This is a genomic window from Rhizobium sp. UGM030330-04 (assembly GCF_003208455.1).
Classification (GTDB): Bacteria; Pseudomonadota; Alphaproteobacteria; order Rhizobiales; family Rhizobiaceae; genus Agrobacterium; species Agrobacterium rhizogenes_A.
In genome coordinates this window covers 1-8,502 of record NZ_QKML01000030.1, presented here as the reverse complement: position 1 = coordinate 8,502, position 8,502 = coordinate 1, and the positions used below count along the sequence as shown (strand labels likewise).

Below are 8,502 nucleotides of genomic sequence, written 5' to 3'. Positions count from 1 at the left end.
ATACTTGCCGTTCAGTGCGTCAGGCGGTGCGATGCTGTTCCATCTGCTGAGCAAGCTATACGAGCGAACCAGCGTCATCATCACGACAAACCTCAGCTTCAGCGAATGGGCCAGCGTCTTCGGCGATGCTAAGATGACCACCGCGCTGCTGGACCGGCTCACGCATCATTGCCACATCCTTGAAACCGGAAACGACAGCTTCCGCTTCAAGAACAGTTCTGCGCACGACACCAAAACGACAAAGGAGAAAACGAGGAACTTGACCACGACCGCAGACCCGAAACATACCTAACAGGCGGGTCAATTCTCGGTGGAAACGCCGGGTCAGTTCTCAGTGGCAATCAACAGCAAAGGGGTCAAAAGTCGCCGAACGGGTCTTCGGGCACATAGCGCCCCAATACCGATCGGGCCATACAGCTTGTGCGCGGTGACACTCACCAGATCGACTTGACTGAGTTCCAGCGGGATCTTGCCGGCCGCTTGCGCAAGATCGGAGTGAACAAGCGCACCTTGCGCTTTCGCAATCCCGGTGATTTCGCTGATCGGCTGCAGGGTCCCGATCTCATGATTTGCCGCTGCAATCGAGACGAGCCCGGTTTTAGGGCCGATTGTGTCTGTCAGGGCATCCAGGTCAATGCGCCCGGTCCGCAATAGGGGAAGGACACGAATATCGAACTCTGCCTTGAGCGCGGCCACTGTGGAGAGGATGGAGGCGTGCTCGCCAGCCGAGACCAGGATCTGGGTGCGGCCAACCTGCCTGAGATGGTCCAAAATACCGTTGATGGCTAGGTTATTCGCCTCAGTCGCACCGGATGTAAAAATGACATCAGCGGGTGCGAACCCGACAAGCGCGCCCGTGGCTTGACGGGCTGACTCAATTGCCAAGCGTGCGGCTTCACCTCTTTTCGATTGAGAATGAGGATTGGCATCCAAGCCGGCATATGCCTCGAAAAGCGCCGAACGCACCTCTGGATCGAGAGGCGTGTGGGCATGGTAGTCAAAATAGGACGCGTCAGGCATCACATTCTCCGATCAGAACGTTCACGGATACCACAGGAGGTCGAAATCCAGCTAGCAGAGGTTGCGACGCGCGTTGAATTTCCCCACGTTTCCCCGATACGATAGAAAATACATGGAATGTATCATAACCCGATTCGAGGTGTACAGAAGGGACGACACACTTGTGGAGCCCAGATTAAGCCGATTGCTTGTCCCCTCCGGACATCTATGGATTTTAGAGCATTAGCTACCTTCGGCGCCGGATTGATGTTCGACTCTTTTCAATGCAATGGTGCCCATTCAAAGGCTTGTCGCGAATTCACTTATGCGCTCAATGATTTTCTCGAAGGTGGGGCGCTCTCGATAATAAAGGGACCTCGTACTGCGATAGGCTACCTGATATTCAGCGAAGACGGCCTCGTCGGTGATGCTAAAGGCCGGATTGACCGTCAGATCCCGCTCCTCAGACCGGAACCGCTTTTCCTTGTGAGCGAAGTAGCTGTCGCTGCCCAAAAAACCGAGAACCTCGGTATTTCCGAGAAGCGCATAGACATCATAGTAGTGGCGCAGGAAGTTCGCGGGAAACTCTCCTGTTTCGCGCTGCTTGCGGAATTTCGTGGAGATCGTCTGAAGTTTTTCCACCAGCGTGTAGCCGGGATGGTAACAAACGATGCCAAGCGCGCGATTGTCGGCAAGGTCCACCTTGTCGACGGCAAAGTCGTAGGCCCATGAACTGATGTCGACCGGCCGGTTCGGTGTGATATCGTCGAATCCAAGCTCCAGGAGAACGCCTTCCTTCAGGTCCGTTTCATCGGAGGTTGCGGTGGGATAATGCAGGCGTATGCCGCCGCTTCGAAACTTCTCGTCATCGAAGACATGATCCCGCTCGATACTGGTTATTCCGTCGATCGAGATTTCTTCTGCCAGCCTGTCATAGAAATTCCGCCGGCTTTCGATCTGTTTCGGCTTGTCCTGATTGCGGCCGACGGCGACAGCCATTCCCCTAGGCGGATTTATCCGAAGATCGATGTCTTCGGAGAAGCGGTCGATAATTCCGAAGCCCTTCGAAAGGGATGTGCCGCCTTTCAGCTCGAAGGAATACCCCACCTGCTTCAGGCCGAAGAGGCAATGCATGATCCAGTAGTCCTTTTCGACGAGGGCAGGCAGAATGCCCATCTCTTCGCCGACGATGCGGAGCAGGTCTGCGAACTCCGGGTGTCGGTGCAGGTAATCAGCCATCAATAGCTTTCATCTCGGCGAGTACGTCTCTGAAGAACTTCTTCGCCCGCACGCCGCCATAGTCGTCGGCGGCTTGTCGCAGGGCCTCCTGGTCGAGCTCTCTCGCTACCACCCTCGTGCGTTCCAGCACCTGACTTTCGTCTTCGGCAAGCCGTTTGAGGTTGTTGACCAGATCGACCAACAGGAACTCTTTGGTTGCGATTGCTGGAAACTCGGGCTTCATCCGGAAATCATAAACCCGGCTTCCAAGCTTGAAGCGGCCATGGCGCTTCCGGTTATACACAACGGCTTCGTTATAAAGCTGTGTCGCACCGACGCCGAGCGCATTATAGGCATTTGGCGTCAGCAACAGAAACCGTTTGTCCTTCAGAAACGCTTCCACGAGGTCGCGATCACTGGCTGGCGCGCGCCCGAAGCTGGTGGTTTTCGGGCGCATGTAGACGCCGCCGGAGAGTTTTGTCAGCTCGCCGGCATCCAGTAACTTCCGAAGGTCCCGATCCACAGAGCTGGTCCATCGCGTCAGGTCTGCCCTGCGATAAACCTTACCCGGGACAAGATGCTGTTTCAGTTCGTCCAATCTGGTCATGTTTTTCACCTGCCCTCAAAATAGGGCATGGTGCGGATTGTGCAAGCATTTTCATTAAAAATTCATGCATACCAGAAATGCGGCGGTTGGGTTACGCCGCTTCCCAGACCTGATTGAGAATGCGCGCCGCCAGTGCAGCCTTGTCCTGCGGCAGAAAGCGACCATAGTGATTGGCCACCATTTCTGGCGTGTCCTGGATTGCGTAGCTCGCCTGCTCGTAGGAGCCCGTTAGCTTCAGGATGTGGGTAGCAAGAACATCCCGGACATTATGCGGCCCGTGAGGAAGCAGTCCCTTGATGGCGCCGCGGCCGGTATAAGGATTGAAGATACCGTAGCGCTGGATCACCAAACGCCACGCCTCATAGAAGGTCGTCTGATTATATGACGCGTCCTTGCTGGTGGTCTTCACCGTCTTTACGAACAACGTGCCTGGATCCTCGGCACCAGCGAGCAGGGCGCCGCGATGGCGGTCAATGTAGGCGTTGAGATAGTGGTAGAGATCCTGCAGGTCCGGCAGAATCAGCCGAAACGGCTTCGATCCGAAGAACGATGAATTGGCGTTCTTGAACGCGTTGGAGGGGATCAATACCTCCCAGCCCTGGTCTCGCTCGCTCCAGCGGATCTCTCCTCGTTTCATGTCCTCCAATCGCCGTTCGGACGTTGGGAAGTGACCACGTGGGCAGACGAGCAACTGCCGGAGATTTTTCTGGCGCAGGCCGAGATGAAGCCCAAGGCGCAGCATCAGGAACGACCGGACCGCTTCCGCCGCGGCGCGGGGATATCGATGTTCGTCCGGCATACGCTTGATGATCTCATCCGTGATCTTGCGGTATTCGGCCAGTGGGCTTTCCGCCTCGAGAATGCACATGATCGGTTCGAACGGATCGCGATGAACACGTGCCACCCGCTGAATTTCCTTGGAACGCTGTGAAGCATGTTTAAAGCAGACGTCGCAGGCTGCGTGCCAATCCTTCTGAGCGAATGCGATCTCGGTCGCCGTGATCAAGCCCGGAATTGGTTTTACATTCTGAACCAACTCCGGATGCTGCCATATCCAGCCGGTGTCCGACCGGACCATGCTGAGGAGAACGCTCAGCATGTCCTCTTCCCATTTGGTGTAGAAGCCACGGCGCCTTTCGCGCCATTGCAGGTACCAGTCCCAAATGCCCGGGAAGACGAGCAGGCCAAAAGTCAACTGGCCAAGTGGTACTCCGTACCCTTTCACGATACTTTTCGCCGATGCTGCCAGAGCACCGAACATTAACCCGAGATGCTCGATCTTTTGCGATGCAGTCTCTTCGCCCCACACGCCGTTCCGTTGAAATCCGAGTGTCGTCAGCGTAGCCGTCTTGAATCGGATCAAGTTTGCCATTTCCATTGCCAGCCGGGGAGGGGCATCGACAACGCCGGCAAGCAGATCAGGATCTTCGATCGTTTCACTGTCGGCGTTTTCACTACAATCAAGGGCGCTCGTGGAGGATCGAGATGAGAGTGTGCCGCCATAGGAAATAGCGGGAAAACGAATGGCGTATCGCTGTCTGATTGCTGCCGCCTGAAAGCGTCGATAATCGGTGGAACCGGAAATGAGCACGCGGCGAACCCACTCCAGAATTTCTTCGCGCTTGCTGAAGGGAAGGGTATTGAAGTCGTCCGGCAGATGCCAGGCGAGCCGGCGGCGTTCGGCGGCACTGACATCACTTCCTATGTCATGCCCTGAAGCCGACCGAGATTGATGGGGCAATTTCCCCTTGAAATAGCCACTCGGCAAACGATAGCGGTGCTCGATTTTGGAAAGAATATCGAGACTGTCCAGCGACCGGGGCACCTTGATACCTCTGGTCCAGCTCAACAATGTCGTGCGATCGAAGGTCCCGTTCTCATCGGCAACGGCGCGATGGAGGTGCCAATACGTGTCCCCATGCCGGCGCATATGATAAATCAGGGCTTGCTGAAATTCAGCCGGATCATCCGTCCAATCGAAGAGCGGCTTCGGAAACTCTTCAACCGGCTTTGGCGCCATGCCGGTCTTGGCTTTCGTGGAAGCCGATGCCGGCGTTTGACGAGTAGGGGATGAGCTCTTCGGTCGTGTGGTTGACACCCGTGATGTATTGACTGGCTTTTTGGTCACCGTGGCAGGCGTGGGGCGATCATCACCTTTCGACCGCTCCTTATCGATCCAGCGCTTGATCGCTTCCAGACCGGATTGCAAGTTCTTCTTGAGCATTGCCGTCATCTCTTCTTCCAAGCCGCAGGCGTCAGAGATTAACTGCCAGTCCATACGACCGGTCCGCATGGGCGGGTATTTGCGGTAGATGATCAGGCTGGCGAGGTACGGCTTGATGTTGTCCAGGGTGCGTTTCGAGACCAACGGCGCGACTCGGAGATCGCAGAATTCGGAAATCTTACGCTGAAAATGAAGAGATGAAGTAGTTTGGTTTCTCATGGCAGCCTTTAAGTTCGTGTTTTCCACCATCACTGATGCGGGGGTGGCCTGCTAAGGCCATGTGGTAAACGAACTCTAAATTGCTGATCATTCGGCCTGTGAAGCCGTCAGGGAGCAGGACCTGCGTCGGAGACTGGATAATCTACTACGAGTCGCGCATGGTCGCGATCATCGGAACCACACTACCATTGACAACCAATTGGCATCACTATTATTGAAACAAATAGTGAACGTAATTCGGCGGGAAAGGTTTCGAGTAAGAAGCCCAAGGGGATAGTGCCTGCGTTTATTTGATCCCTTGCTGCCGACTGCTTTCATGGGGCTATCATATTGGAATTCGATAGGGGAATTTTTTGGGGTTTCTTACTGAAGATGAATTGAGTTCGCTGCGCATAGAGAACATGGCCCTGCACGCGGTGAGCGATGACGTTTTCATGCCGCAGCCGGCCCGTGAGGTGGAGCAGGCGGATTTCTTCGTAGAGCGCATTCGCGAGACTGACGCCGCTGCGGTGTTCAGCTTTGAAGAGGAATCTCTCACTAAGACGCAGATCGAACGGATTGCGAAGGGTGAAGATGATTTCGAGACCGGCGCGCAGAACCTGGCGCGTGAGTTTGCCCGCTTCCACGATGGCACCAGCCGGAAGGGAGCCTTCTTCATCTTCGAGCTCGCTACCGACGTGCTGAAGACGAAGATCTACAGCCTCATCAAATACGACTACGAAGAGGTGGTCGAGCAGACGGAGGGTAACCAGGAGACGCTGCTACGGCTGATAGTGCAGGCGTTCGTCGCCGGTAAACGCTCCATCCAGAAGGCCGCACTCGCCCGAGTGGTGGACGGCAAGTCAGAGATGGCCCTCTGCGCGACTGACAGGATGAAGCCCGGCGCTGACATCGGCGACTACTTTGCAAGCTATCTGCACGTCAAGCGTACCCGCAGTGACGACGAGCTCAACCGTGAGGTTGTTAACATCTTGCGCAACATTCTGACTGAGCGCAAGGAGGACCTACTCGAAAGGGATGTAGCTCGGGCGTTCAAGCACGCTCAGGCGCATCTGCACGACCGGACCGTCGTCAATGAAGAGTCGATACGCGATGCGCTTCTCGCCGCCGCCGGCAATCCCGAGGACGAGAAAACGATTGGTCGGTTCGACCAAAGCCTGCGCCGTAAGCTCAAGAGCTCCAAGCTGGGAGGCTTGTCCTTTGCGCCGAACCGGAAAATCCTCAAGAAGCCTGGGCTGCGGCAATTGAGGACTACAGAGGGCGTGCTCATCGTCTATCCCGACGATGCTTCTGCCGCGACCGTCTCACGGGAGAGGGTCAATGGTAGCGGTGAAGTCATCACCATTCATACGAAAAAGGTGACCGATGACCGCATTGTCCCTGAGAACGCTCGCCTCAGCGCTAGATAGTCTCGTCGCGGATGGCTCTTTCGTCCACGAAACCGTCGATGGCATCATCGTGTCCGAGTTGTCGGCGACGTCGGCGCGTGAGGTCGCGCAGGGCTTCGCTGAAGTTGCCTGGCATAGCCTTGTGTTCGATGGCGCTGATGCGGAAACCAAGCCCGACGACATTGACAACGACTTCGGCCCTTATCGCGTCACCGCGCAGAAACCGCCGCAAAGAGCAGACGAGATTCTACTGCTAACGGCATCGGGTTTTCGCGATTGGCTCGCTGGTCCGGTGCAATCCACGGTCGTCATCGTGGTTGGTCTCGACGAGGTCATCGCCACCGAGGGTACGCAGTTCGTGCCTGCGGAGGCGAACGCTGCCGTTGTCGAGAATGCCGTGACGCTGCGCAGTCCGCGCACGTTGGTGCGCGAATACAACGCGCAGCGCGTGGTGCCGCAGTCGGTCGGACGCTGGCTCCTGTCGAATTCTGAGACCTGGCATGCATCCGATCGGTTCCGCCTGTGGGCTGAGCATGCAATTCCAGCCATCCTGCTCTCCTTGGCCAACGAGATCGACCAGAACACTGGCGCGCTCGTGTTTAAGGGGCCACCGCGGCTTGCGCTGCCGACGCCAGCCGTCCACGCGGGCCTGGTTCCCGAATTGGGCAGGCAAGGCTTCGCCGACCTTCAGGCAGCCGCACGATGGGTCTATGAACTGGAGCGTGAAGCAGAAACCAGACACACGCTTTTCGCAACCGAGTTAGCCCGAACCGGTGGAAACCAAGCTGACACGATCAAATGCGTCAAAGAGAATCTCGGCTTTGCCCTGGAAGGTGCCAAAATCGCCTATCAGATGTCATTGACGAAGGTGAGTGCTGACAATCTCAAAGCGCTCGCTGATTTGCGCAAGGCGGTGACCGAAGAGACCGGCAAGATTACGGATGCCACTCGGCAGGTTGTTGCGGCGGTCGCGTCGGCTCTTGGAATCGGGATTGGTTTGATCGCAGCGCGGATCGCCGCCAACGCCCCGTCGCTTCTTATTGTGGCCGTGATGACAATTGTCAGCGCCTACATTTTTGTGGTCATCTATTCGGGCCACAGCTTCGTTGCTTTGCAGCGGGAACTGCGGGACGTCTGGCGCAACCAGATTTATCGCTTTTTGTCGCAAGAGGACTATACCAAGCTCGTGGTGAAGCCCAGCCAAGACGCTGAGCGCATCCTGAAGGTCGTGTCATGGGTCGGCGGTATCGCGGTGGCGGTTACTTTCGTGGTCGCAGTCAGCGTGGCACTCATCTTTACCGGAGACTCGGTTTCGTCGCCCATTCCGGCTCAATCTTCGTTAACCGCGTCAAATCCGAACCCTGTGGTCACGCCGAGCGCGGGATCGGAAATTATTGGCGCTGCCGAGGAGCCGTTACCAGTGGTTGCGGTGCCACAGGCCTCACCTGACTGACGCGGGGGCGCAGCCATCGGATTCCGATCAGAGCCAGTAGGACGAAGTGATCGGCGTCTGGGTCGGTATGCCTACATTATGCTTCCGAGTCCGCTTTTGGGTTCGCCTGAGCTTTGTGTCTCGGAGTCTATTCTGTTTACAACATTCTACGCCGCAGTGCGAAATAGACCGCAACGGTTGCCGGTGAGAAGGATTTTTAGTAGGATATTGGACGATCGCGATGATCGCAAGTAAAGATGGTTGCGTGCCCCCGCAACCAAAATTTACCGGAATATCAAGACTTTGTCGGCCTCCCAACGGGAGGCCTAAGTCGTTTTTAAGCCTAGCACAACGCAAGCACAGAATCCGGTGTCAAAATGATGTGCCTGGACGATGACGGCCTGAAACCTCGTGT

Annotated in this window: 7 protein-coding genes; 3 read left to right on the top strand and 4 right to left on the bottom strand. The window is 56.2% G+C overall.

What is annotated here, in order from left to right:
* On the top strand, positions 1–292 hold a 292-nt coding region (locus N434_RS25055), incomplete at its 5' end, for an ATP-binding protein (protein ID WP_181424057.1).
* Positions 293–324: 32 nt separating this feature from the next.
* Here the strand turns inward: N434_RS25055 and N434_RS25050 are convergent.
* The 4 genes from N434_RS25050 to N434_RS25035 all read right to left on the bottom strand — a co-directional run bounded on the left by N434_RS25050 (position 325) and on the right by N434_RS25035 (position 5,267).
* A complete protein-coding gene (locus tag N434_RS25050; protein ID WP_110760748.1) occupies positions 325–1,020 on the bottom strand; it encodes a cysteine desulfurase family protein in 696 nt (231 codons plus the stop codon).
* Between the two features lie 279 nt (positions 1,021–1,299).
* Positions 1,300–2,238 carry a nucleotidyl transferase AbiEii/AbiGii toxin family protein gene (locus N434_RS25045; protein ID WP_110760747.1) on the bottom strand — a complete coding sequence of 313 codons (939 nt, stop codon included), beginning with the start codon at positions 2,236–2,238 and terminating at the stop codon, positions 1,300–1,302.
* A complete protein-coding gene (locus tag N434_RS25040) occupies positions 2,231–2,824 on the bottom strand; it encodes a hypothetical protein (RefSeq protein WP_181424073.1) in 594 nt (197 codons plus the stop codon). Before N434_RS25040 ends, N434_RS25045 begins: the two co-directional genes overlap by 8 nt.
* Before the next feature lie 91 nt (positions 2,825–2,915).
* Positions 2,916–5,267 carry a hypothetical protein gene (locus tag N434_RS25035; RefSeq protein WP_110760749.1) on the bottom strand — a complete coding sequence of 784 codons (2,352 nt, stop codon included), beginning with the start codon at positions 5,265–5,267 and terminating at the stop codon, positions 2,916–2,918.
* A gap of 353 nt (positions 5,268–5,620) precedes the next feature.
* On the opposite strand from N434_RS25035, the gene N434_RS25030 reads away from it, so the two are divergent.
* Both N434_RS25030 and N434_RS25025 read left to right on the top strand, forming a co-directional pair.
* Positions 5,621–6,676, top strand: coding sequence for a nucleoid-associated protein (locus tag N434_RS25030; RefSeq protein ID WP_110760745.1), 1,056 nt, complete (start codon positions 5,621–5,623; stop codon positions 6,674–6,676).
* Complete coding sequence (locus tag N434_RS25025; protein WP_110760744.1) at positions 6,633–8,108, top strand: hypothetical protein; 1,476 nt, start codon at positions 6,633–6,635, stop codon at positions 8,106–8,108. Before N434_RS25030 ends, N434_RS25025 begins: the two co-directional genes overlap by 44 nt.
* Positions 8,109–8,502: the final 394 nt, after the last annotated feature.